The 21,618-nt window shown below is 67.6% G+C and carries 23 protein-coding genes and 1 pseudogene; 17 read left to right on the forward strand and 7 right to left on the reverse strand.

The window, feature by feature from the left end; all coding sequences use genetic code 11:
* Positions 1–198: 198 nt before the first annotated feature.
* Positions 199–1,119, forward strand: coding sequence for a heme o synthase (locus ACTICP_RS09805; RefSeq protein ID WP_441891899.1), 921 nt, complete (start codon positions 199–201; stop codon positions 1,117–1,119).
* On the opposite strand, the gene ACTICP_RS09810 is transcribed toward ACTICP_RS09805, so the two are convergent.
* Complete coding sequence (locus tag ACTICP_RS09810; protein WP_441891855.1) at positions 1,065–1,520, reverse strand: hypothetical protein; 456 nt, start codon at positions 1,518–1,520, stop codon at positions 1,065–1,067. The genes ACTICP_RS09805 and ACTICP_RS09810 overlap by 55 nt on opposite strands.
* 45 nt (positions 1,521–1,565) lie before the next feature.
* Entirely contained in the window at positions 1,566–2,705 is a 1,140-nt protein-coding gene (locus tag ACTICP_RS09815; RefSeq protein ID WP_441891857.1) for a COX15/CtaA family protein, read from the reverse strand.
* A gap of 231 nt (positions 2,706–2,936) precedes the next feature.
* Between ACTICP_RS09815 and sufB the strand changes: the two genes are divergently transcribed.
* Genes sufB through ACTICP_RS09850 form a run of 7 tightly spaced genes read left to right on the forward strand, consistent with a single transcriptional unit; the run spans position 2,937 to position 9,415 of the window.
* On the forward strand, positions 2,937–4,355 hold the full coding sequence (sufB, locus tag ACTICP_RS09820; RefSeq protein WP_441891859.1) for a Fe-S cluster assembly protein SufB: 1,419 nt from the start codon (positions 2,937–2,939) through the stop codon (positions 4,353–4,355).
* Positions 4,356–4,357: 2 nt separating this feature from the next.
* A complete protein-coding gene (sufD, locus tag ACTICP_RS09825) occupies positions 4,358–5,512 on the forward strand; it encodes a Fe-S cluster assembly protein SufD (protein ID WP_441891861.1) in 1,155 nt (384 codons plus the stop codon).
* The gene (locus ACTICP_RS09830; RefSeq protein ID WP_441891863.1) at positions 5,509–5,835 is read left to right on the forward strand and encodes a non-heme iron oxygenase ferredoxin subunit; all 327 of its coding nucleotides are present in this window, start codon (positions 5,509–5,511) and stop codon (positions 5,833–5,835) included. The genes sufD and ACTICP_RS09830 overlap by 4 nt, the downstream gene beginning before the upstream one ends.
* A 1-nt stretch (position 5,836) precedes the next feature.
* On the forward strand, positions 5,837–6,607 hold the full coding sequence (gene sufC / locus ACTICP_RS09835; protein ID WP_441891865.1) for a Fe-S cluster assembly ATPase SufC: 771 nt from the start codon (positions 5,837–5,839) through the stop codon (positions 6,605–6,607).
* 9 nt (positions 6,608–6,616) lie between these two features.
* Positions 6,617–6,946 carry a metal-sulfur cluster assembly factor gene (locus ACTICP_RS09840; protein ID WP_441891867.1) on the forward strand — a complete coding sequence of 110 codons (330 nt, stop codon included), beginning with the start codon at positions 6,617–6,619 and terminating at the stop codon, positions 6,944–6,946.
* Positions 6,947–6,950: 4 nt separating this feature from the next.
* Entirely contained in the window at positions 6,951–8,111 is a 1,161-nt protein-coding gene (locus tag ACTICP_RS09845; RefSeq protein ID WP_441891901.1) for a MalY/PatB family protein, read from the forward strand.
* Entirely contained in the window at positions 8,108–9,415 is a 1,308-nt protein-coding gene (locus ACTICP_RS09850) for an MFS transporter (RefSeq protein ID WP_441891869.1), read from the forward strand. The genes ACTICP_RS09845 and ACTICP_RS09850 overlap by 4 nt, the downstream gene beginning before the upstream one ends.
* 109 nt (positions 9,416–9,524) lie before the next feature.
* Here ACTICP_RS09850 and ACTICP_RS09855 read toward each other — a convergent pair.
* From ACTICP_RS09855 to ACTICP_RS09870, 4 genes and pseudogenes are all read right to left on the reverse strand, one after another.
* Positions 9,525–10,604, reverse strand: a pseudogene (locus tag ACTICP_RS09855) (acyltransferase family protein); the annotation flags it as partial.
* 123 nt (positions 10,605–10,727) lie between these two features.
* The gene (locus ACTICP_RS09860; protein WP_441891871.1) at positions 10,728–11,396 is read right to left on the reverse strand and encodes a response regulator; all 669 of its coding nucleotides are present in this window, start codon (positions 11,394–11,396) and stop codon (positions 10,728–10,730) included.
* Complete coding sequence (locus tag ACTICP_RS09865; RefSeq protein ID WP_441891873.1) at positions 11,393–12,643, reverse strand: sensor histidine kinase; 1,251 nt, start codon at positions 12,641–12,643, stop codon at positions 11,393–11,395. The genes ACTICP_RS09860 and ACTICP_RS09865 overlap by 4 nt, the downstream gene beginning before the upstream one ends.
* Positions 12,644–12,647: 4 nt before the next feature.
* Positions 12,648–13,337 (reverse strand): DedA family protein, encoded by a 690-nt coding sequence (locus ACTICP_RS09870; RefSeq protein ID WP_441891875.1) that lies wholly within the window; start codon positions 13,335–13,337, stop codon positions 12,648–12,650.
* Between the two features lie 152 nt (positions 13,338–13,489).
* On the opposite strand from ACTICP_RS09870, the gene ACTICP_RS09875 reads away from it, so the two are divergent.
* Both ACTICP_RS09875 and ACTICP_RS09880 read left to right on the forward strand, forming a co-directional pair.
* Positions 13,490–15,088 (forward strand): ABC-F family ATP-binding cassette domain-containing protein, encoded by a 1,599-nt coding sequence (locus ACTICP_RS09875; RefSeq protein ID WP_441891876.1) that lies wholly within the window; start codon positions 13,490–13,492, stop codon positions 15,086–15,088.
* A gap of 39 nt (positions 15,089–15,127) precedes the next feature.
* Complete coding sequence (locus tag ACTICP_RS09880) at positions 15,128–15,868, forward strand: class I SAM-dependent methyltransferase (RefSeq protein ID WP_441891878.1); 741 nt, start codon at positions 15,128–15,130, stop codon at positions 15,866–15,868.
* A 99-nt stretch (positions 15,869–15,967) separates the two neighbouring features.
* Here the strand turns inward: ACTICP_RS09880 and map are convergent, their stop codons facing one another.
* On the reverse strand, positions 15,968–16,744 hold the full coding sequence (gene map / locus ACTICP_RS09885; protein WP_441891880.1) for a type I methionyl aminopeptidase: 777 nt from the start codon (positions 16,742–16,744) through the stop codon (positions 15,968–15,970).
* Between the two features lie 125 nt (positions 16,745–16,869).
* Here map and ACTICP_RS09890 point away from each other — a divergent pair, with 125 nt between their 5' ends.
* The 7 genes from ACTICP_RS09890 to ACTICP_RS09920 form a co-directional block, all read left to right on the forward strand.
* The gene (locus ACTICP_RS09890) at positions 16,870–17,364 is read left to right on the forward strand and encodes an MFS transporter permease (protein ID WP_441891882.1); all 495 of its coding nucleotides are present in this window, start codon (positions 16,870–16,872) and stop codon (positions 17,362–17,364) included.
* A gap of 164 nt (positions 17,365–17,528) precedes the next feature.
* Complete coding sequence (gene rplS / locus ACTICP_RS09895; protein WP_441891883.1) at positions 17,529–17,876, forward strand: 50S ribosomal protein L19; 348 nt, start codon at positions 17,529–17,531, stop codon at positions 17,874–17,876.
* Positions 17,877–17,993: 117 nt separating this feature from the next.
* Positions 17,994–18,725 (forward strand): signal peptidase I, encoded by a 732-nt coding sequence (lepB, locus tag ACTICP_RS09900; protein WP_441891885.1) that lies wholly within the window; start codon positions 17,994–17,996, stop codon positions 18,723–18,725.
* Positions 18,722–19,381 carry a ribonuclease HII gene (locus tag ACTICP_RS09905; protein WP_441891887.1) on the forward strand — a complete coding sequence of 220 codons (660 nt, stop codon included), beginning with the start codon at positions 18,722–18,724 and terminating at the stop codon, positions 19,379–19,381. The genes lepB and ACTICP_RS09905 overlap by 4 nt, the downstream gene beginning before the upstream one ends.
* Positions 19,382–19,401: 20 nt before the next feature.
* A complete protein-coding gene (locus ACTICP_RS09910; protein WP_441891889.1) occupies positions 19,402–19,728 on the forward strand; it encodes a DUF2469 family protein in 327 nt (108 codons plus the stop codon).
* A 94-nt stretch (positions 19,729–19,822) separates the two neighbouring features.
* Positions 19,823–20,185, forward strand: a complete 363-nt coding sequence (locus ACTICP_RS09915; RefSeq protein ID WP_441891891.1) for a YraN family protein — start codon at positions 19,823–19,825, stop codon at positions 20,183–20,185.
* The coding region (locus ACTICP_RS09920; protein WP_441891893.1) for a YifB family Mg chelatase-like AAA ATPase at positions 20,182–21,618 on the forward strand (1,437 nt) is incomplete at its 3' end. The genes ACTICP_RS09915 and ACTICP_RS09920, both read left to right, overlap by 4 nt.

A 21,618-nucleotide genomic window follows, 5' to 3' on the forward strand; every position in this document is an offset into this window, starting at 1 on the left:
CGATTGACGACGGCGCCCGATTCCCTGGCGCATCCGCATCGTCACGGACAGGTGCACAGCGCCGGGCGCGCGATTGCTCTTCAGCCTAGCGTCGCAGTGCCACCCGGGAAACGACATTTCCTCCTCTTGCCACGGCGAAGGCGGTCGCACCGCCTGCACTAGACTGGAGGGGTTGTCGGAGTGTGCACGGAGGAGGCGATCGATATCTCGACCATGTCGCAGACGACGGCGGTGAAGCGGCCGATCGGTCGCACGATCAAGGCGTACGTCGCCCTGACCAAGCCGCGCGTCATGGAGCTGCTCCTCGTCTCCACGGTGCCGGTGATGTTCCTCGCCGAGGGCGGTCTGCCCAACCTGTGGCTGGTACTGGCCACCGTCATCGGGGGAGCGATGAGCGCCGGTTCGGCGGCCTCGTTCAACATGTACCTCGACCGCGACATGGATGCGCACATGCATCGCACCGAGAACCGCCCGCTGGTCACCGGCGAGATCTCGCCGCGCGCAGCGCTGGTCTTCTCGTGGACTCTTGCGGTGATATCCACGCTGTGGCTGCTCGCGACCACGAACTGGCTGACGGCCGCGCTTTCGGTCGCGGCGATCTTCTTCTACGTCGTGATCTACACGATGATCCTCAAGCGCCGCACCGAGCAGAACATCATCTGGGGCGGCATCGCGGGGTGCTTCCCCGTCGTCATCGGCTGGTCCGCCGTCACGGGCGATGTCGGCTGGCCGGCGATCGTGCTGTTCACCCTGGTGTTCCTGTGGACGCCGGCGCACTACTGGCCGCTGTCGATGAAATACCGCGACGACTACTCGGGCGCCGACGTGCCGATGCTCGGCGTGACGCGCAACGCATCGCAGGTCGGGCTGCAGGTCATCCTGTACGCCTGGGCCACTGTCGCGTGCTCGCTGCTGCTGATCCCGGTCGCCGGTATGGGCCTGGTGTACACGGCATCCGCGCTCGTCTTCGGCGGGTGGTTCATCTACGAGTCGCACCGCCTGTATGACCAGGCGGTGCGAGGCTCGAAGCCGCGCCCGATGCGCGTCTTCCATGCGTCGATCAGCTACTTGACGCTGATCTTCCTGTCCGTCGCGGTCGATCCGCTGCTGCCGTTCTGATCTTCCTCGTCCGCAGCCGGCTCATTCTCTGCCGGGGCGTCCGTCTCGGTTGATTCCTCGGACGAGCCTGCGTTCGCGTCCGTCTCCGGCGTCTCTGTCGTGTCTGCCGTCCAGTCGATCTCTTCGACCACGACCGGTGCCGATGGAACGAGGCTCTTGGCCGCACCGAGCACGAGTGCGAGCAGAACGCCGATGACGCCTGCGGCGAGAACGCCCGAACCGGCGGTGATCCACGCCTGTCCGACGTAGACCTCGACGTTCGTCGCGGTGCCATCGAGGAGGGTGGCCTGCATCGTGGAGGTGTTGTCCCACACGAGCCAGCCGCCGACGGCGACGGCGGCGAGGGACAGGACCAGAAGCAGCCAGAACGGGATGCTGCGCGTGAGTGACGTGTTCTTCATGCGTGTCAGCATTCACATGCTTCTGATGCGGGCACGATGCGTGCGCTATGCGCGGGCTGAGTGCCCGTCTGTCGTGGCTGTCGCGTCTGGCGTCGTGATCGGGCTCCGCATCTTCAGCACGGCGACCGTGTACGCGGCGGCCGACAGCGCCGCGAGGACCATGTGGATGCCGACGAGGAGCTCGGGGAGTCCGTCGCGGGCCTGCCAGACGCCGACGCCGACCTGCACGAGGATCGCGAGAACGAGCACGAGCAGCCAGCGGCGTGGCTCGAGGTGCAGCGTCCATGCCGCGATGGCGAGCACGGTGACGAGCGCGGCGAGGATGTACCCCGGCCAGGAATGCACATGCGCGAGCACAGTGGCATCGAACCCGTCCCTGACGACGTTCGCGTCGCCGGAATGCGGGCCGGAGCCGGTGGTGAGCACGCCGAAGAAGATCGTGACGGCCAGGGCGAGGCCGGTGAGGTGCGACAGTCCCGCGAACCAGCGCGGCACGACACGGGTGCGTGCGCCGCCGGGCTCCCGCATCCGGACGACGAAGGCGGCGGTGATGCACACGAGGACGAGTGAGGAGGCGTAGTGGAACCCGACGATGAACGGGTTGAGTCCGGTGAGCACCGTGACGCCGCCGACGAACGCCTGCGCGACCACGCCGATCAGCACCAGCCACGCCAGGGCGGTGAGGTCCCGGCGTGCCGGGATGATCCGCAACGAGTGCACGGCACCGATCACCGTGGCGAGGATGAGCCCGACGGAGAAGAAGGCGAACGGCTCGTCGACGAACAGTGCGGCCACACCGAAGCAGATCGCCCCGGCCACGATGCCGCCCGCGGCGAACCACAGCGCCGCGACGAGCGGACGCCGTCCGCCCACGGCATGGAGGGCGAGCAGGAGCACGGCGATCGCGAGGAGCCCGACGACGCCGGTCATCGTGCGGTTGCCGAACTCGATGATGCCGTGGATGCCCTGCACCTCGTAGATCGGCACGAGCGATTCCGGGGTGCACAGCGGCCAATCCGAGCATCCGAGACCGGAACCGGTGAGGCGCACCGCACCGCCGGTGCCGATGATGATGACCTCGGCGAGGAACGACAGCCAGGCGAGCACCCGGAGCGGGCGTCCGAGCACCACCGATGGGCGGCCGCTGCTGACCGGCGGAGCTGCGGGTGCGATCGTGTCGGGCATGTGTCCTCCGGCTCGAGCCTGAGCAGGCCGACACGGCCCGGTTGTCAGGGGGAACCTGTAGAATCGGATTGTTGCGATGCACGAGCTCTGAGCGAGATGCATCACCAACAGTTTAGGCGCGAAGAAATGCGTCTGTGATGAGGCCCACCAGCGGCACCCGCCCCGACTACTCGACGGGGACACGGCGTGTCGGGGCGGCTGATACCGTTGCGGCCCAACAAGGAGAGTGTGATGTCGGATGTGCTGATCGACCGCCCAGAACTCGACAGTCTGGGGGTGTACGAATTCGGCTGGCACGACGAAGATGCCGCCGGTGCCATTGCGAAGCGCGGCCTCTCCGAGGACGTCGTCCGCGGCATCTCTGCGCTCAAGGACGAACCCGAGTGGATGCTCAAGACCCGACTCAAGGGTCTGCAGCTGTTCGGGCGCAAGCCGATGCCGACCTGGGGCGCCGACCTCAGCGAGATCGACTTCGACAACATCAAATACTTCGTGCGCTCCACGGAGAAGCAGGCGCAGTCCTGGGAAGACCTTCCCGCCGAGATCCGTGAGACGTACGAGAAGCTCGGCATCCCCGAGGCCGAACGCCAGCGCCTCGTCGCCGGCGTCGCCGCGCAGTACGAGTCCGAGGTCGTGTACCACCAGATCCGTGAGGACTTGGAGGAGCAGGGCGTCATCTTCATGGACACCGATACGGCGCTGCGCGAGCACCCCGAGTTCTTTGAGGAGTACTTCGGCACAGTCATCCCGTCCGGTGACAACAAGTTCGCCGCACTGAACACTGCCGTGTGGTCCGGCGGATCGTTCGTGTACGTCCCGAAGGGCGTGCACGTCGAGATCCCGCTGCAGGCCTACTTCCGCATCAACACCGAGAACATGGGGCAGTTCGAGCGCACCCTGATCATCGCCGACGAGGACAGCTACGTCCACTACATCGAGGGCTGCACGGCCCCGATCTACAAGTCCGACTCGCTGCACTCCGCCGTCGTCGAGATCATCGTGAAGAAGAACGCCCGCGTGCGCTACACGACGATCCAGAACTGGTCGAACAACGTCTACAACCTCGTCACCAAGCGCGCTGTCGCCCACGAGGGCGCCACGATGGAATGGGTCGATGGCAACATCGGCTCGAAGGTGACGATGAAGTACCCGTCCATCTATCTGATGGGCGAGCATGCCAAGGGCGAGACGCTGTCCGTCGCCTTCGCCGGACCTGGCCAGCACCAGGACGCCGGGGCGAAGATGGTCCACATGGCGCCGTACACGCAGTCGTCGATCGTCTCGAAGTCGATCGCCCGCGGCGGAGGCCGCGCCGGCTACCGCGGCGAGGTGCGCGTCGATGCGACCGCTCACCACTCTGCGAACTCTGTCGTCTGCGACGCTCTGCTCGTGGACACCCAGTCGCGCTCTGACACCTACCCGTCGATCGACATCCGCGTCGACGACGTGCAGCTCGGCCACGAGGCCACGGTCTCGAAGGTCAGCGAGGAACAGCTGTTCTACCTGATGAGCCGCGGCATGGAAGAGACCGAGGCGATGTCGATGATCGTGCGCGGTTTCATCGAGCCGATCGCGCGAGAGCTGCCGATGGAGTATGCGATGGAGCTCAACAAGCTCATCGAAATGGGTATGGAAGGGTCGGTCGGCTGAGTATGACGACGGCATACACCGAGGTCGAGCCTGCCTTCGTGCCGGTTCAGACCCGTTCCGAGCGCCCGCGCTCGTTCGATCCCGAGGAATTCGGCACTCCCAACGGCCGCGAGGTCAACTGGAAGCACACTCCCGTCGCGCAGTTGAGCGGCCTGTTCGCCGCCGCGGCGCAGAACGACGGCGTCACCTACGAGATCGAGAACGGCGACGGGTTCGTGGCGGCTTCACTCGCTGCGGGCACCGCTCCGCGCGGTGATGTCTTCGTTCCCGATGACATTGTTGCGGCGGTCGCCTGGCAGGGTTCGAGCGAGGGCATGCATGTGCGCATCCCCCGTGATGAAGAGGTCTCCGAGCCCATCCTCGTGACGATCACCGGGCAGGGCGCCGACCGGCGCGCCGACGCCCACATCGTCATCGAGGCGCTCGAGAACAGCGCCGCCACGGTCGTCCTCCGCCACCGCGGGTCTGCGCAGTACGCGCAGAACGTCGAGATCATCGCGCGCCCCGGCTCGCGACTCACCGTCATCACGGTGCAGCGCTGGGACGACGACGCCGTGCACGCGGCATCGCACCAGGCGCGCGTCGACAAAGACGCCTACCTGAAGCACTTCGTGATCAGCTTCGGCGGCGGTGTCGTGCGCGTCAACCCGAACATCGAGCTCGCGGGAACCGGTTCCGAGGGGCGCATGTACGGGCTGTCCTACGCCGATTCCGGGCAGCACCTCGAGAGCCAGGTCTACCTGCACCACAAGGGCGCCCACACCACCGGCGACGTGCTCTACAAGGGTGCGCTGCAGGGCCAGAGTGCCCACAGCGTCTGGATCGGCGACGTGCTGATCGGGCCGGATGCCACCGGCACCGACTCCTACGAGGCGAACCGCAACCTCGTGCTCACCGAGGGAGCACGCGCCGATTCGATCCCGAATCTCGAGATCCAGACCGGTGACATCCAGGGCGCCGGCCACGCCAGCGCTACGGGCCGGTTCGACGACGAGCAACTGTTCTACCTGCAGGCGCGCGGCATCGCAGAGGAGGAAGCACGCCGACTGGTCGTGCTCGGCTTCCTCAGCGACGTCGTCCAGCGCCTCGGCATCCCTGCCCTCGAGGAGGAACTGCTCGCCGCCATCGAATCCGAACTCGCGGCGGTGAGCGCGTGAGCGCCCAGCGCGCCTGCGGTGTGAACGAACTCGAGCAGGACACCCCGCTGCGCGTCGAACTCGATGGCGTGCCGATGGCCATCGTGCGGGACTCGAATGACGAGATCCACGCCATCGGCGACACCTGCACCCACGGCGAGATCTCGCTGTCCGAGGGATTCGTCGAGGGCGACACGCTGGAGTGCTGGGCTCACGGCTCGGCGTTCTCGCTGCGCACCGGCATCCCGCAGAACCTCCCTGCTTTCGAGCCCGTCCCGGTCTATGTCGTCGAGATCGACGGCGACGACGTGCTCATCGACCCGACCGTCACGAAGGAAGTCTGAAATGTCTGTTCTTGAGATCCGCGACCTGCATGTCTCGGTCGAGACCGAGGCCGGGGCCACCCCGATCCTCAACGGCGTCAACCTCACCATGAACACTGGTGAGACGCACGCCATCATGGGCCCGAACGGGTCAGGCAAGTCCACGCTTGCTTATACGATCGCCGGCCACCCGAAGTACACCGTCACCAGTGGCACGATCACGTTCGACGGTGAGGACGTCCTGGCGATGTCCGTCGACGAGCGCGCCCGCGCCGGCCTGTTCCTCGCGATGCAGTACCCGGTTGAGATCCCCGGCGTCACCGTCACGAACTTCCTGCGCACGGCCAAGACCGCGCTCGACGGCGAGGCGCCCTCGATCCGCTCTTGGACCAAGGACGTCAAAGCGTCGATGACGAACCTGCGCATGGACCCGAAGTTCGCACAGCGCAACGTCAACGAGGGGTTCTCCGGCGGCGAGAAGAAGCGGCACGAGATCCTGCAGCTCGAGGTCCTCAAGCCCAAGTTCGCCGTGCTCGATGAGACCGACTCCGGCCTCGACGTCGACGCGCTGAAGATCGTCTCCGAGGGCGTCAACCGTGCCAAGGAATCCACCGGGCTCGGTGTGCTCCTCATCACGCACTACACCCGCATCCTCCGCTACATCCGCCCCGACCACGTGCACGTGGTGGTCGGCGGCAAGATCGTCGAAGAGGGCGGACCCGAGCTCGCTGACCGGCTCGAGGACGAGGGATACGATCGGTTCCTCGACCCCGCGGCCCCGATCGAAGCGTAGGCTAGTGGCATGACCGCGACTCTTGCCCCTGAGAAGTTCGACGAGGTCACCGAGGCTCTCAAGGACGTGATGGACCCCGAGCTCGGGATCAACATCGTCGACCTCGGACTCATCTACGACCTCGCGTGGGACGACGAGAACGATGCCCTGGTGATCCACATGACCCTCACCAGCGCCGGCTGCCCGCTGACCGACGTGCTCGAAGAGCAGACCGCGCAGGCACTGGACGCTGTGGTCGACCGGTTCCGCATCAACTGGGTATGGATGCCGCCGTGGGGCCCGGAGAAGATCACCGACGACGGGCGCGACATGATGCGCGCACTCGGCTTCGCCATCTGACGTGATCGAGAAGGTCTCCGCCCTTCCGCTGGAACAGCTCCGAGAGCGCACCAGCGAGAAGTGGCGGGAGTACCCCGCAGACGTCCTGCCGCTTTTCGTGGCAGAGACCGACTTTCCCCTTGCGCCGGCGATCACCGAGGCGCTTGAGCGTGCCGTGCGCTCCGGCGACACCGGATACGTCGCGTCGCGCACACCCCTCGCCGCGGCTTTCAGCGGCTTCGCGCAGCGCCGTTACGGCTGGTCGCCCGACCCCGCCCGCATGCGTTCGACCGCCGACGTCAGCATGGGCATCGTCGAGCTCCTGCGGCGCGTGACGACTCCCGGCGAGCGGATAGTCGTCACCCCGCCGGTGTACCCGCCCTTCTACGATCTGGTCGAAGAGGCCGGCGCCGTGGTCGAGCGCGTCCCCCTGCGCGACACCGGGGAGGGCTGGGAACTCGACCTCGACGGCATCCGCTCGGCTCTCGAAGGCGGCGCACGAGCCGTACTGCTGTGCAACCCGCACAATCCGACCGGCACGGTGCACTCCGCGGCATCCCTCGTGGCGCTGGCCGAGCTTGCGGCGACCCACGGCGCGGCGGTCGTGTCCGACGAGATCCACGCACCGCTCACCCAGCCGGGTGCCGGGTTCACACCGTTTCTGGCGGTATCGGATGCCGCGCGGGCCGTCGGCTATGCCGTCGTCAGCGCCAGTAAGGCGTTCAACCTCGCCGGACTCAAGTGTGCGCTGATGGTCACCGCGGCGGACGACACCACCCGGCTCGTGCGCGGGATGCCCGTGGAAGTGGAATGGCGCACGGGGCAGTTCGGGATGCTGGCGGCCACCGCCGCGTTCTCCGAGGAGAGCGACGAGTGGCTCGGCGGTCTGCTCGCGACGCTCGACGAGAACCGCCGCCTCGTCGCCGATCTTCTCGCCGAGCACCTCCCGGCCGCCCGGTATCGGATTCCGGATGCCGGGTACCTCGCCTGGATCGACCTCACCGACCTCGGCTGGGGCACGAACCCCGCCAAGCGCATGCTCCGCGAGGCGAAGGTCGCGCTGCAGTTCGGACATGCCTTCGGCGCTGAGGGCGCTGGCCACGTTCGCCTGAACTTCGGAACGAGCCCCGAAATCATCACCGAAGCCATCACGCGCATTGCTGCACTCGATCACCCCGGGGCATGAGCAGCACCGCCGCTCCGTCGATCTGGGATCGGGAGCGCATCTGGGTCTCGGTCGGCGGGATCGCGCTGATCTTCCTCGGGGCGATCGAAGCGCTGGCGGTGACGACAGTCATGCCCGTGGTGAGTGCGGCTCTGGACGGACAGGATCTGTACGCCGTCGCCTTTGCCGGAACGCTGGCCACCAGCGTCATCGGCATGGTCGCGTGCGGCGCCTGGTCGGACGCGCGCGGTCCGCGCGGACCGCTCTACGTCGCCGTGTCGCTTTTCATCGCCGGCCTGCTGATTTCAGGCTTCGCGTTCACGATGGAGCAGTTCCTCGTCGGACGGCTCGTGCAGGGGCTCGGTGCCGGGGGTGAGACCGTCGCACTGTACGTGGTCGTCGCGCGGCTCTACCCGCCGAATCTGCACGGCCGGATCTTCGCAGCGTTCGCGGCCGCCTGGGTGGTGCCGGCGATGGTCGGCCCGTTCCTCGCCGGTGCCGTGGCAGAGTTCCTGGACTGGCGCTGGACGTTCCTCGGCGTCGCCGTGCTCACGGCGATCGCCTTCGTCATCATCGCCGTCCGGCTCCGTGCGCTCGATCTCGGCGGCGGAGACGCATCCAGCGTCACCGGACTCGGCAGACGGCTGCTGCTGGCCGTCGTCGTAGCCGTCGGCGCCGTGGCGGTGGGACTGTCGGCCGACGCGCAACCCGTCGTCGGGTGGCCGGTCGCTGTGCTCGCCATCGTCGTAATCGGCTTCGCCGTCGTTCCGCTGCTTCCGCGGGGCGCCCTGCGCTCCGTGCGCGGGCTGCCGAGTGTCATCCTCGTCCGCGGCCTCGTCGCCGGCGCGTTCTTCGCTGCCGAGGCGTACATCCCCTACCTGCTCATGGCTGAGTTCGGCTTCACGCCGACCTGGGCCGGGATCGCCCTCATGCTCGCCGCGTTCGCGTGGGCAGGAGGATCGGCGCTCCAGGGGCGGTACGGCGAGACCCTCGGCAACCACCGCATCGCCCTGATCAGTCTCGGGCTCATTCTGGTGGCGCTGGCGAGCGTGCTCGTGACGACGCTGACCGGTGCGTCCCCCGTGATCATCGTCATCGGCTGGGGTTTCGCCGGCGGCGGCATGGGACTGCTGTATCCGCGGCTGACGGTCCTGACGCTCGCATACTCCGCACCGGGCAATGCCGGGTTCAACTCGTCGGCGCTGTCCATCTCGGACGCCACGGGTTCGGCGGGAGGATCGTCCCGCCACCCGACCGAGCGAGGCGCAGAGCCGCCAGCATCATCACCACGGCGATCGCTGTCGTCAGGGGCGAAGCTCCCGTGACGAGGAGGCCGATGACGGCCGCGATACCCAGCGCCGACGCGGCGACCAGCCGACGAGGCGATGACGCCGGAGTCGGTGCCGGCCGCGCTTCGACGGCAGCGAGGACCCAGGCGACGGCGGCCGTCAGCGTGAACACCACGGCCAGCCAGAGCGGACGCGTCATCCACCACGCGACGCTGCTCGGCTCCGGAAGAGCGAAGCCGGTCACGATCGCGAACACGGCGCAGGCGCCGGCCATCGCCAGCAGCACGGGCATGTGCCACAGGTAGATCGTCATCGCGCGCGGGGTGATGAAACCGCGCAGTCGAGTGCCGAACGCGGTGCTGCTCCAGCGTGCGAGGCGGTCGCGCACCAGCGACATCGCCATCGTGTGCGCCACGCCGACGAGCAGCAGAGCGGTCGTCGGGGGGTTGATGTTGGCGATGAGGTCGGGGGAGTGCACGCCCAGGGCGAAGCTCAGCACGAGCGCTCCGACGGCGCCGGCCGCGATGATCAGACGAGTGCTCGGCGCGAGTGCGTCGATGCGTCCGTCTGCGAGGAAGAAGCCGAGCTGCTGCATCGTCAGCCACACGAAGGCGAGATTGAGGAATCCGACTCCTGCGATCCCGGTCGTCAGGCTCACGGCATCCACGACCACGGCGGCACCGGCCAGCAGGGTGATCGTGCGCCACGGTGCGCGTTCGTGCGCCGTGACCAGCGCAGGGAGGAGCACCTGGCAGAGCAGGAAGACCCCGAGGAACCACAGCGGTTGCCCGAACCGGAAGCCGGCGATCGCCACCAGGTCGTCGGGAACACCGTAGAGGAGCAGCATCGTCAGCAGTACGCCGACGACGGCGATGGTGACCACGGCGGGCAGCAGCAGCCGGTGCACGCGCGCGGCGACGAACGAGGCGGCGGTCTTGCCGCGCTCTCGGCTGCGTGTGAATGACAGGTGCCCGGCGAAGCCGCCGATCACGAAGAAGAGCGGCATGACCTGAAGAACCCAGCTGAGCGGGGTGATCCACCATGAGCCCTCGCTGGCGTTGGCGAAGACGGGGCCGGCATCGGTGACGGTGACGCCCACCATGAGCGAATGCAGCACCACGACGCCCACCACGCAGAATGCGCGTACGAGATCGATGCCGGTGTCACGGGATGTCGGCGAAGCCGTCCGGTCGGTGCGGATCTGCCGCGTTTCGGCGATTGCCATGGGAAGCCTCCTCAGTGGGTGTTCGAGGAGGTTATGGAGCGGGTGCCGACCGGCACATCACACCGGGGTGCCGACGCACCCCGTACCGCGGTAGGGGCCAGCCGGTCAGGTGCAGCAGGGCTGTCAGGCGGGTTCGACGAGTCCGGTGTCGTAGGCGAAGATCACGGCCTGCACGCGGTCGCGCGCGCCGATCTTCGCGAGCACCTTGCCGACATGCGTCTTCACCGTCTGCTCGGCGATGAACAGGGCGCCGGCGATCTCGCTGTTGGAATGGCCCTGCCCGATGAGCACGAGCACCTCGCGCTCGCGGTCGGTGAGGTCGGCGATCAGATGGGTGGATGCCGAGGAGTGCGGCTTCTGCGACGCGAACTGCGCGATCATGCGGCGCGTGACGCTCGGAGCGAGCAGCGCGTCGCCGGATGCGATGACGCGCACGGCGTGCACGAGCTCGTCGGGGAGCGCGTCCTTGAGCAGGAATCCGCTCGCGCCCGCTTGGAGCGCGTCGTACACGTAGTCGTCGATATCGAACGTGGTGAGCATGAGGATACGCGGCACCTTCGCCGCGGGATACGACGGGCCGAGGATGCGTCGCGTCGCCTCGATGCCGTCGAGCTGCGGCATCCGGACGTCCATGAGGATGACGTCCGGGTCGACGCGTGCGGCCAGCGAGATGGCTTCGAGGCCGTCGGAGGCCTGTCCGGTGACGGTGATGCCCTCGTGGGCGTCCAGGAGAGCGGCGAAGCCGGCTCTGACCATCGCCTGGTCGTCGGCGATGAGGACTTCGATCGTCACTGGTGTCCTTCCGTGGGCGGTGTCAGCGGCCGCCGCGGTATCCGCGCGGAGACCGTCCAGACGCCTCCGGCACCGGGACCGGCGGTCACCGTGCCCCCGAGCAGTTTCGCACGCTCCGACATCCCGCGCAGCCCGTGACCGCCCGGCGTGCCGGCGTTCTCCCCGTCGTAGTCGTTGCGGACCGCGACCGCGAGGTGCGTGTCGTCCGCGTTCACAGACACCGAGATCGAAGCGTCCGGAGCGTGGCGGACCGCATTGCTCAGCGCCTCCTGCGTGATGCGGTAGACGGCGAGCTGCGTCGCGGCCGAGACATCATCGCTCACGGCCTGACTCAGCGATACCGTGGCCCCGGCACGGCGGATGGTCTCCACGAGCTCCGGAATGTCATCGATCCCGCGCTGAGGCGCGAGCTCGGCGGATTGATCCTCGGTGCGCAGCACGCCGAGAACGCGCCGCATCTCGGTGAGTGCCTTGCGGGCGGATGCCGCGATGTCATCGAACTCCGCCGCCGCCTGCTGCGGCAGGTCGGAGACGCGATACCGCGCGGTGGACGCCTGCACCTGGATGAGCGACATGCTGTGCGCCACGACATCGTGCAGTTCGCGAGCGATGCGCGTGCGCTCTTCGACGAGCTCGCGTTTGGACTGCTCCTGCGCGGTGTGGGCGCGTTCGCGGTTGAGCTCATCGCCCAGCCGCAGTCGCCCCGTCAGCAGCACCGCGAGCAGATAGACGCCGCCCACGACCGAGGTCGTCACGATCAGGGAGATGCCGCTGGGGATCGCCGGCAGCATGAGGGCGGCGACGACACCGGCAGCGCTCCCTAGGAGCAGCTGGATCAGTCCGGATCGCCACCCGTGCCGGAAGGTGATCGCCGCCACCGTGACGGCGAAGGCGATGATCATCGGCACCGACCAGGGCCACGGCGCGCCGACCACGGCGTCGCGCGAGACCATCAGGGGGATGAGGACCGCGGATGCCGTGAACAGGATCGTCGCGATGCGGGGATACCGGATCGAGACCAGGGGAGAGCCGACCGCCGCGACGGCGAGTCCCATCGTCACCGCCACCGGAGAACCGTAGATGCCGGCATGAACCGGGACGAGCACCGAGTACAGCGCGACCGCCACGACGGCGAGGATCACCACCAGAGCCGTTCCGCGGTCGCGCGGCCACAGCCGCCGGCGCGCTCGCTCCGGCTTCGGGGTCTTCTCACCCCGCCTCTTCGTCTTCGGTCGTTTCGCGTTCATAGGGTCATCCTTCCACCGTGGAGGGAACGGATACCCGCGGCTCGCTCGTCTCGGAGTCGTGGCCGGCGCAAGCCAGGACGTCGGCCTCGGCCGCGCGGGCCAGACGGCGACGGCGGAAGGCAGTTGTGCGGTCGATGATCACACCGATGATCAGGGCGAACGCGATCCCGAACACGGCGCTCAGCAGGGGCTGGTCCTTGAGCCAGTGTCCGGCGAGGACGCCGATGCCGGCGCTGTAGATCGCCCAGGAGATACCGGCGACGGCGCTGAGCGGCAGGAACCGGCGCCAGGGATAGTCGAGAGCTCCGGCGGACATGTTCACCACGACCCGTCCGACCGGGATGTAGCGGGCACCGAGGATCAGCGTTGCGCCGCTGCGGGTGAGCGTGCCCCGGGCGCGTGCGAAGGCCGCGGCCACGCGAGGTCGACGCATCCAGGCGAAGCGGGTCGTGCCGACCGAGCGTCCGATCAGATACGCGATGTTGTCGCCGATCATCGCGCCGATCGCCGCGAGCGCGCACAGCAGCCACAGATTGGTGCCGCAAGTCGATGCGGCCACGGCCGCCGCGGCGACCAATACCGTCTCGCTCGGGATCGGCGGGAAGAAGCCGTCGATCACCGCCGTCGCGAACATGACGAGGTACAGCCAGGGGGAAGCCACTGCCTGCAGAATGAGCTCGTTGATGATGTCCACGAGGGAAAAGCTACGTATCGGACGGGTGCGCGCACATCACTCTGAGGTATCGACCCCCTAGTACCGCAGTGGTGTCTTATGGTGCGTTCGGGCGACGTATACTGGGAGGCTGGCCGTTCGGCCGCATCCCCCTGAAGAAACGGACTTCTGCTGTGCTCGCCGTGCACGACCTCGAGATTCGAGTGGGCGCACGTCTCCTGATGGAGAACGTGTCGTTCCGCGTCGCCGACGGCGACAAGATCGGTCTGGTCGGTCGCAACGGCGCCGGCAAGACCACGCTCACCAAGGTGCTCGCCGGTGATGTGATGCCCTCGGGCGGCAAAGTCACCAGGTCGGGTGAACTGGGCTATCTGCCGCAGGATCCGCGATCGGGTGACCCCGAGATGCTCGCGCGCACCCGAATCCTCGATGCTCGCGGGCTGGGAACCGTTCAGCTGGGCATGTCGAAGGCGGCCGAAGACATGGCGTCCGACGATGCGGCGGTCGCCGAGCGGGCGATGCGCAAGTTCACGAACTTCACCGAGCGTTTCGAGTCGCTCGGCGGCTATGCGGCCGAGGCCGAGGCGGCCTCCATCGCGAACAACCTGTCGCTGCCGGATCGCATCCTCGACCAGCCGCTGAAGACGCTCTCGGGTGGTCAGCGCCGGCGCATCGAACTCGCCCGCATCCTGTTCTCCGATGCGCAGACGATGATCCTCGACGAGCCGACCAACCACCTCGATGCTGACAGCGTCGTGTGGCTGCGCGAGTTCCTGAAGGGCTACAAGGGCGGGCTGATCGTGATCAGCCACGACGTCGAGCTGGTCGGTGAGGCCGTCAACCGGGTGTTCTACCTCGACGCGAACCGCCAGATGATCGACATCTACAACATGAACTGGAAGAACTACCTGCGTCAGCGGGTGGCCGACGAGGAGCGTCGCAAGAAGGAGCGCGCCAACGCCGAGAAGAAGGCGACGCAGCTGCAGCTGCAGGCCGCGCGCTTCGGGGCGAAGGCATCCAAGGCCGCGGCGGCGCACCAGATGGTTGCCCGCGCCGAGAAGCTGCTGTCGGGTCTCGACGAGGTTCGCGAGGTGGATCGGGTCGCGAAGTTGCGGTTCCCGAAGCCCGCTGCGTGCGGCAAGACTCCTCTGATGGCATCCGGCCTGTCGAAGTCGTACGGGTCGCTGGAGATCTTCACCGACGTCGACCTGGCGATCGACCGCGGATCGAAGGTCGTCGTGCTGGGCTTGAACGGTGCCGGGAAGACGACGCTGCTGCGCATGCTCGCCGGCGTCGACGAGCCAGACACCGGGCAGCTCGAGCCCGGGCACGGGCTGAAGGTCGGCTATTACGCGCAGGAGCACGAGAATCTCGATGTGAACCGCTCAGTGCTCGAGAACATGGTCTCGGCGGCGCCGCACATCACCGAGACCGAGGCGCGGAAAGTGCTCGGCTCGTTCCTGTTCACCGGCGACGACGTGCTCAAGCCCGCTGGCGTGCTGTCGGGCGGAGAGAAGACGCGACTGTCGCTGGCGACGCTGGTGGTCTCGTCGGCGAACCTGCTGCTGCTGGATGAGCCGACCAACAACCTCGATCCGGCGTCGCGGGAGGAGATCCTCGGGGCGCTCGCGCATTACGAGGGCGCTGTGGTGCTCGTTTCGCACGACCCGGGAGCAGTGGAGTCGCTCAATCCCGAGCGCGTGCTGATCCTGCCCGACGGCGTCGAGGACATCTGGAACCAGGAGTACCAGGACCTCATCGAGCTCGCCTGACCCCCTTCTCGGTCTCATCCCGCGGGGTAGCGTTGGGGGATGGCGGAGCGAGAGCGGTTGGCGAAAGCCTTTGAGGGCGTCGGAGACGAATACGACCGGTATCGGCCGGGATTTCCGGATGCCGCGGCAGACGCGATCCTGCCGAACCGGGTGGATGCCGTGCTCGATCTCGGAGCCGGCACGGGCAAGTTCACCGAACTCCTGATCACCCGCGCAGATCGGGTCATCGCCGTCGAGCCCTCGGCCGCGATGCTCGACGTGCTGCGTATGAAGCTCCCCGCCGTGGCGGCACGGATCGGCGGCGCGGAGAGCATCCCGCTGCTCGACCGATCAGTGGATGCCGTCACCGTCGCGCAGGCGTTCCACTGGTTCGACCGGGATGCCGCGTGCGCCGAGATCCGGCGGGTGCTGGTGACCGGCGGCGTGCTCGGGCTGCTGTGGAACCGCTCGGATCCCGGATGCGCCTGGGATCGAGCGTGCCAGAGCGTCGCGCACCCTGCGGTGACCGCGGACCTCGATTCGACGACGGCGTCCGCCGACGAGCTGCCGGGCTTCGTCCTCGACGGGCACACGGAGATCGCCTGGTCCGAGCAGATCACCCGTGACGATTACATCCGCCGTTGGCTCACCGTCAGCAGCTTCCTGGCTGCGGACGACGACACCCGTGCCGCCATGGTCGCCGAGCTCGACAGCATCCTCGATACCGACCCGGCGACGGCCGGTCGTTCCCTGCTCACCCTGCCCATGGTCACCGAGGTCTTCACCTACATCGCCGCGTGACGTTTCGTGCCAGCGAGAATCACTCTCCTGCATGAGACGCACGCATACGGGACGATTCTCATGCCGCAAAGTGATTCTCGCGGAAAGTAGGGAGGGGGACTAGTTCAGGAAGGTGCGGTCGGTGAGGATGATCGGGCCGTCGGTGGTGATCGCCACGGTGTGCTCGGAGTGGGCGCCGCGCGAACCGTCGGCGCTGCGGAGGGTCCAGCCGTCGGCATCCGTGCGCAGCTCATCGGTCGTCGCGAGGAACCAGGGCTCGAGCGCCAGCACCAGCCCGTCGCGCAGCGTGAAGCCCCGCCCCGCGCGACCGTCGTTGGCGACGTGCGGGTCTCCGTGCATGGTGCGGCCGACGCCGTGTCCGCCGAAGTCGGTGTTGATCGAGTAGCCCTCGCCGTGGCCGACCTCGGCGATCGCTGCCGAGATGTCGCCGATGCGGTTGCCGACCGTGGCAGCGGCGATCGCGGCATCCAGTGCGCGCTCGGTCGTATCGATCAGGCGCAGGTCCTCATCCCGAGGCGTGCCGACGACGAAGGAGACCGCCGAGTCGGCGACCCATCCATCGACCGCGACGGCGAAGTCCAGCGAGACGAGGTCGCCGTCGCGCAGCGTGTAATCGTGGGGGAGACCGTGCAGGACCGCGTCGTTGATCGACGTGCAGATGACCTTGCCGAACGGGCCGTTGCCGAACGAGGGGGCGTAATCGATGTAGCAGGACTCCGCGCCCTCCTTGCGGATCAGGTCGTGCGCCCTGCGGTCGATCGAGAGCAGGTTCATGCCGACTTTCGTCTCGTCACGCAGCGTCGCCAGGGTCTCGGCGACGAAACGTCCGGCCGCTCGCATTTCTTCGATCTCGGCAGGGGTGCGCAGTTCGATCATCGTGTTCCTCTCGTTCCCTCCATTCTCCCTGATCACAGCCGCCGTGATCGCAGCGGTCAGGATCACCGTGCCCGCTCATAGCGAACACGCGACCTGGGCACAGGCAGCGCGCCTACGATCGAAGCATGTGGTTGCGACGAGCCTTCTATCGCTGGATGTTCCCGGCGGCCGTCGTGCTGCCGCTGTGGCTCCTCATCGGCTGGGGCGTGTTCAACGCCGGCGGGTGGGCGTTCCTATGGGTGCTGTTCATCGCCATCCCGTCCGTGTTCCTCGGGCAGCTCGGCCTGACGCTGCTCCAGCGCGCCAGGCCGTCGGCCCGTGAGACGGGCATGGCGTCATGGTGGGATGTGCTCGGCGTCGGCGTGTGGCACGCGCTCACGATTGCGATCGGATGCTACCCGGAGGCATGGTTCCCGCTGCTTCTGACCGGCGCGATCGTTGTCGGACTCGCACTGTTCTGGCTGATGCTGCGGCAGCTGTGGGGCGAGGCGCAGACGGCCGGCCCCGGCATCCGGATCACCACGACACCGGCGCAGGATGCCGCACCGGGGCAGCCGCGCACCGCGCAGACCGACGGTGATGTGTTCATCATCCAGGAGAGGCCCTCCACCGAGCGCTGACTCTTTTGGCCGGATGCCGGATCCATGGCAGAATAGATCGTTGTGCCGTAACCCGGCCCTGCCTCAGGGGAGCCTACGGACGCATCACGCGCCGTTCGGCACACACTCACGTAATCCTTCCATCCATTGCATCCGACCTGTGGCGAGTGCAGAGAGAGACGATCATGCAGATCCTGGACGCCGTCGACGCGGCTTCGCTCCGTTCCGACATCCCCGATTTCCGCCCCGGTGACACCGTAAAGGTGCACGTCAACATCACCGAGGGCAGCCGCTCCCGTGTCCAGATCTTCCAGGGCGTCGTCCTCGGCCGCCAGGGTGCTGGCGTGCGCGAGACCTTCACGGTCCGCAAGATCAGCTTCCAGGTGGGCGTCGAGCGCACCTTCCCGGTGCATTCCCCGGTGCTCGAGCGCATTGAGATCGTCAGCCGCGGGGACGTGCGCCGCGCGAAGCTCTACTACCTGCGCAACCTGCGCGGCAAGAAGGCCAAGATCAAGGAGAAGCGCGAGAACTGATCGCGTTTCTTCGAAGCACCCCGGGACACAGCGTCTCGGGGTGCTTCGTTTCGTCTGGAGTATGCGAACCTTGAACGTGCCGTCTGTGCGCGGCCTGATGACCCGTGAAGGAATGCGATGACGACTGACTCCGCTCCTGACGCCGCGAGCAAGCCGAGGCGCGGATTCTGGATCTTCCTGCGCGATGTCCTCGTGATCATCGTCATCGCGGCGCTGGTGTCCTTCCTCGTGAAGAGCTTCGTCGTGCGGTCGTTCTACATCCCGTCGGCATCGATGGAGAAGACGCTGCTCGTCAACGACCGCATCCTCGTCGATGAGCTGACACCGCGCTGGACGGGCTACTCCCGCGGCGACGTCGTCGTGTTCGCCGATCCGGGCGGATGGCTCCCGGTCAAGGCGGAAGAGCCTCCGGGCCCGGTGCTGCTCGAGTGGTTCGACGGGCTGCTGACGATCATCGGGCTGTCGTCGTCCGACAGCGAGGATCACCTGGTCAAGCGGCTGATCGGACTCCCCGGAGACCACGTCGTGTGCTGCAATTCGCTCGGACAGATCACGATCAACGACGCGCCGGTCGACGAACTGTCGTACTTGAACCTGCCGGAGGGCGACACGGCGGCATCCAACGAGCCGTTCGATGTCACCGTCCCGGAGAACTCGATGTGGGTGCTCGGCGACAACCGCGATCGCTCGCAGGATGCCCGTGCCCACCAGGATCTGCCCAGCGGCGGGTTCGTGCCCTTGGACAACGTCGTCGGCAAGGCGTTCTTCACGACCTGGCCGCTGTCGCGCCTCGGCACGATCGATGGCCATCACGACTCCTTCAACGGCGTACCGGAACCGGAAGAATGACCGTCGCGGCCCCGCGGCTCACGCTCGAGCGCAGACTCCTCGCCGAGTACGACCTGATCATCTCGCTCGACGAGGTCGGGCGCGGCGCCCTGGCCGGCCCCGTCGCGGTGGGAGCAGCGGTGATGGATGCCGCTGGCGCCCGCAGGCGCGTTCCCGAAGGGCTGCGCGACTCGAAGCTCGTGACTGAGAAGCGCCGGCCCGACGTCGCCGCCCGCGCCGCATCCTGGGTGCAGGCCTCCGCCGTCGGCTGGGCGAGCGCTGCGGAGATCGACGACGGCGGGATCATGCGCGCGCTCGGCCTCGCCGCATCACGGGCCATCGATGCCGTCGTGACGCAGGGTGCCGCCCTGGACGGCGCCCTGGTGCTTCTCGACGGCAATCACGACTACGTCTCGCGCGTGCATGCCGCGCCGATGCAGGTGCGCTCGGTCATCAAGGGCGATCGCGACTGCGCTTCGGTATCGGCGGCATCCGTCATCGCGAAGGTGGCCAGAGACACCCACATGGGGGAGCTGCACGCGGATCACCCGCTCTACCAGTGGGATCGCAACAAGGGGTATGCGAGCCCGGAGCATCGTGCGGCCATCCGCGATGCTGGCCTGTCGCCGTTCCACCGGTCGTCGTGGGCGATCGCGGATGCGCCGACGCTGTTCTGAACTCCTAGGATGGAGTCATCATGGATGAAGAGGCATTCGACGACTACGACAGAGAACTCGAACTTGGGCTGTTCCGCGAGTATCGCGACGTCGTCGGGCAATTCCAGTATGTCGTCGAGACGGAGCGCCGGTTCTACCTCGCCAACGAGGTCAATGTCGTTCGCCGCGACACCGAGCACGACTTCTACTTCGAGATCTCGATGGCGGATGTCTGGGTGTGGGACATCTACCGCGCTGACCGGTTCGTGAAGGCCGTGCGCGTGCTGACCTTCAAGGACGTCAACGTCGAAGAGCTTCAGCGCCGCGAGTTCGAGCTGCCCGAGGAGCTGTCGCTCGACGGCAAGTGACTTCTTTCCACAGTTCGGCACCTGCCGAATTCGTGTGCACAGGTCGCGTCTTTTCCGGCACCAGCCGTGCGCCCAGCGGTAACAAGCTGTCTGCATGGCAGCGAAAGACGTATTCGGGCGCGCAGGTGAAGAGCGCGCCGTCCTCTATCTGAACACCCAGGGGTACCAGGTCCTCGACCGCAACTGGCGGTGCAGCCAGGGCGAGATTGACATCGTCGCCGAGAAGGACGGCATGATCTGCGTCGTCGAGGTGAAGACCCGGCGCAGCATCGCCTTCGGGCACCCGTTCGACGCGGTGGACGATCGCAAGCGGGAGCGGCTGTGGCGGCTTGCATACGCCTGGTGCCGGTCGCATTCCGAGGTCGCCGGCACTCGGATGCTGCGCCTCGAAGTCGTCGGCATCATCGGACCTGACCCGGTGCGGGCCGTGGTCGAGCATCTGGTTGATCTGCGATGAGAACCGCGCGCACGTGGGCCGTCGCGCTCACCGGGGTCGACGGGCATCTCGTCGAGATCGAGGCCGATGTATCGAACCAGACACCCGGGTTCAAGATCGTCGGGCTGCCGGATAAGGCACTCGGCGAGGCCGCGCAGCGCGTGCACAATGCCGTCACGAACGCCGAGCTCGCGCTCACCCGGCGTCGCCTGACCGTGAACCTGTCGCCGGCCAGCCTGCCCAAGCACGGCAGCGGATTCGACCTCGGCATCGCGATCAGCGCCGTCGCCACCGGGGGAGTGCTGGATGCCGCATCCATCGCCCGCACTGTGCACATCGGCGAACTCGGGCTCGACGGGCGGGTGCGTCCGGTGCCCGGGGTGCTGCCCGCGGTCTTCGCCGCATCGCGCGCGGGGTTCGACCGTGTCGTCGTACCGCACGCGAACGCGGCCGAGGCGCGCCTCGTGCCCGGCATGGATGTGCGCGCCGCGGCGACACTCGCCGAGGTCGCGATGTGGCACGGTGCTGACGTCGCGGTCGCCGATGTCGAGCCGGTGGCGGCGGAAGCACCCGCGACGGCCGTCCCGGAGCTGCTCGACCTCGCCGACGTCGTCGGACAGGAGGAGGCGGTCGAGGCGCTGATCGTCGCGGCAGCCGGCGGGCATCATCTGCTGATGAGCGGGCCGCCAGGCGCCGGCAAGACGATGCTCGCTCGGCGACTGCCTGGCATCCTGCCGGCCTTGACCGAAGACGAGGCACTCGAGGTTGCCGCCGTTCGTTCACTCTCCGGTGCGGCCGTGAACGTGCTCGACGATGTGCCGCCCCTGGAGGCGCCGCATCACAGTGCCTCCGTCGCGGCGCTCGTCGGTGGCGGCTCGCGTGCGGTGCGGCCGGGAGCGATCGTCCGGGCGCACCGCGGGGTCCTGTTCCTCGACGAGGCGGCCGAGTTCTCACGGGTCGCGCTCGACGCGCTGCGGCAGCCGCTGGAGTCCGGGGTCATCGAGATCGATCGCGCCGGGTTCCGTGCCCGCTTTCCCGCGCGCTTCCAGCTCATCCTCGCAACGAATCCGTGCCCGTGCGGCAACTACGGCGTGCGCGGTGCGGAGTGCATCTGCCCGCCGATCGCGATCCGTCGCTACTCCGCGCGCCTGTCGGGGCCGCTGCGCGATCGCATCGACATCGACCTTCAGGTCGCGCGCGTCGCGGCATCGCGGGCGACATCGAGCGAGCGGACGGGAGTGACCAGCGTGGATGCTGCGAGCCGCGTGGCGGCGGCGCGTGCACGAGCGGCCGAACGGTGGGCGCAGACGCCTTGGACGCTCAACGCGGAGGTGGCGGGGGCCTGGTTGCGGCAGGGCGACCTGAGGGTGCCTCACGGCGTCCGGGCGCCCCTGGACAGGGCGCTCGAGCGCGGGCAGCTCACCCTCCGCGGCTACGACCGCGTGTTGCGTTTG

It is taken from the genome of Microbacterium sp. (genome assembly GCF_052102115.1).
In the GTDB taxonomy this organism is placed as follows: domain Bacteria; phylum Actinomycetota; class Actinomycetes; order Actinomycetales; family Microbacteriaceae; genus Microbacterium.

What these genes read in the sequence shown, in the direction of transcription:
- sufD (WP_441891861.1), top strand. Translation starts at nt 4,358, where the DNA reads ATGACGACGGCATACACCGAGGTCGAGCCTGCCTTCGTGCCGGTTCAG.
- ACTICP_RS09810 (WP_441891855.1), bottom strand. Translation starts at nt 1,520, where the DNA reads ATGAAGAACACGTCACTCACGCGCAGCATCCCGTTCTGGCTGCTTCTG.
- ACTICP_RS09840 (WP_441891867.1), top strand. Translation starts at nt 6,617, where the DNA reads ATGACCGCGACTCTTGCCCCTGAGAAGTTCGACGAGGTCACCGAGGCT.
- sufB (WP_441891859.1), top strand. Translation starts at nt 2,937, where the DNA reads ATGTCGGATGTGCTGATCGACCGCCCAGAACTCGACAGTCTGGGGGTG.
- ACTICP_RS09850 (WP_441891869.1), top strand. Translation starts at nt 8,108, where the DNA reads ATGAGCAGCACCGCCGCTCCGTCGATCTGGGATCGGGAGCGCATCTGG.
- ACTICP_RS09905 (WP_441891887.1), top strand. Translation starts at nt 18,722, where the DNA reads ATGACCGTCGCGGCCCCGCGGCTCACGCTCGAGCGCAGACTCCTCGCC.
- rplS (WP_441891883.1), top strand. Translation starts at nt 17,529, where the DNA reads ATGCAGATCCTGGACGCCGTCGACGCGGCTTCGCTCCGTTCCGACATC.
- sufC (WP_441891865.1), top strand. Translation starts at nt 5,837, where the DNA reads ATGTCTGTTCTTGAGATCCGCGACCTGCATGTCTCGGTCGAGACCGAG.
- ACTICP_RS09890 (WP_441891882.1), top strand. Translation starts at nt 16,870, where the DNA reads ATGTGGTTGCGACGAGCCTTCTATCGCTGGATGTTCCCGGCGGCCGTC.
- map (WP_441891880.1), bottom strand. Translation starts at nt 16,744, where the DNA reads ATGATCGAACTGCGCACCCCTGCCGAGATCGAAGAAATGCGAGCGGCC.
- ACTICP_RS09815 (WP_441891857.1), bottom strand. Translation starts at nt 2,705, where the DNA reads ATGCCCGACACGATCGCACCCGCAGCTCCGCCGGTCAGCAGCGGCCGC.
- lepB (WP_441891885.1), top strand. Translation starts at nt 17,994, where the DNA reads ATGACGACTGACTCCGCTCCTGACGCCGCGAGCAAGCCGAGGCGCGGA.
- ACTICP_RS09915 (WP_441891891.1), top strand. Translation starts at nt 19,823, where the DNA reads ATGGCAGCGAAAGACGTATTCGGGCGCGCAGGTGAAGAGCGCGCCGTC.
- ACTICP_RS09910 (WP_441891889.1), top strand. Translation starts at nt 19,402, where the DNA reads ATGGATGAAGAGGCATTCGACGACTACGACAGAGAACTCGAACTTGGG.
- ACTICP_RS09880 (WP_441891878.1), top strand. Translation starts at nt 15,128, where the DNA reads ATGGCGGAGCGAGAGCGGTTGGCGAAAGCCTTTGAGGGCGTCGGAGAC.
- ACTICP_RS09865 (WP_441891873.1), bottom strand. Translation starts at nt 12,643, where the DNA reads ATGAACGCGAAACGACCGAAGACGAAGAGGCGGGGTGAGAAGACCCCG.